The organism is Streptomyces thermovulgaris, assembly GCF_002155915.1.
Lineage (GTDB): Bacteria > Actinomycetota > Actinomycetes > Streptomycetales > Streptomycetaceae > Streptomyces > Streptomyces thermovulgaris.
Window position 1 is genome coordinate 1 of record NZ_MUME01000422.1, and the last position, 934, is coordinate 934.

Below are 934 nucleotides of genomic sequence, written 5' to 3' on the forward strand. Positions count from 1 at the left end.
AGCTCAACTGTTCAACCCCCGACGCGCGCCCTGGCGCACGCCGGGGGTTGAACAGTTGAGCTGAGGGGCCCTCTGAGGGATGTAAATCGCACGAAGTTGGGTAAAAACGCTGTGCGGAACCGCCGTTCGTGGTTCTCTCTACAACAACCTGCGCAGCCCCTCGGACGCTCTGCACCCCCCTCCCGAACTGGGCTGACCGGGCCGTTGTCCCCGTGTCGACGGGGCGTTGTGGCCCATGCCTCTCCGTCTTTTTCTTTGCGTGCCAGCGGAGCCGATCCATGCTCACGACCCTCAACACCTCCTACACCGACACGCGCGCGGCCGATCTCGCCTGGGCCCTGGGGCGCGAGCCGCTGCCCGCACTGGCCACCCTGGATCTCGAACTGGCCGGAGCAAAAATCCAGTTGCGACTTCTCGGTGCGTCCCACCAGGTGCTCCTGGAGGGGGAACAGGGCGACTGCTCGGAGACCGTGGCGTGCCTGTCGGGTTCCAGCACACCGCTGCCGCTCGGTGTCGCCAAGCGGGTGGACGACTGGGAGTACGAGTTCGCCGCGCGCGTCGAGAAGCTCTCGCCGGGCTCGTTCGCGGGCCGTGCCCAGGAGTTGCTGGCCCTCGTCTCCGACCATCCGCACGGTCTCGCGGGCGTCTTCCCGGGCAGTCCGCACGCGTTCACCGCGCTGCTGGCGCAGTGGCACGAGGGCCAGGTGCACTGGCGGACCTGGCATGCCTACCCGCAGGAAGGCCAGTTGGTGTCGACCCGGACCAGGGTGGGAGTGCGCCGGTCCGCACCGGTTTGTACGGGGTGAGCGCGGGTGCGCGCGGATAAACATGGAACACACCCGCCTCATCCTTTTCACACGTGTGGGTGACGGAGCGTTCTGTGCCCGTGACGTAACGTCGCAGTCGTGATCGAACCGCACGCCCCGGCCCCACC

At 67.5% G+C, this 934-nt stretch carries 1 protein-coding gene; it reads left to right on the forward strand.

Annotation, left to right across the window (positions count from 1 at the left end; all coding sequences use genetic code 11):
* Window positions 1-278 precede the first annotated feature (278 nt).
* Complete coding sequence (locus tag CCN35_RS25750) at window positions 279-806, forward strand: DUF2617 family protein (RefSeq protein ID WP_067397208.1); 528 nt, start codon at window positions 279-281, stop codon at window positions 804-806.
* The last annotated feature ends 128 nt before the right edge of the window (window positions 807-934 follow it).

What these genes read in the sequence shown, in the direction of transcription:
- CCN35_RS25750 (WP_067397208.1), top strand. Translation starts at nt 279, where the DNA reads ATGCTCACGACCCTCAACACCTCCTACACCGACACGCGCGCGGCCGAT.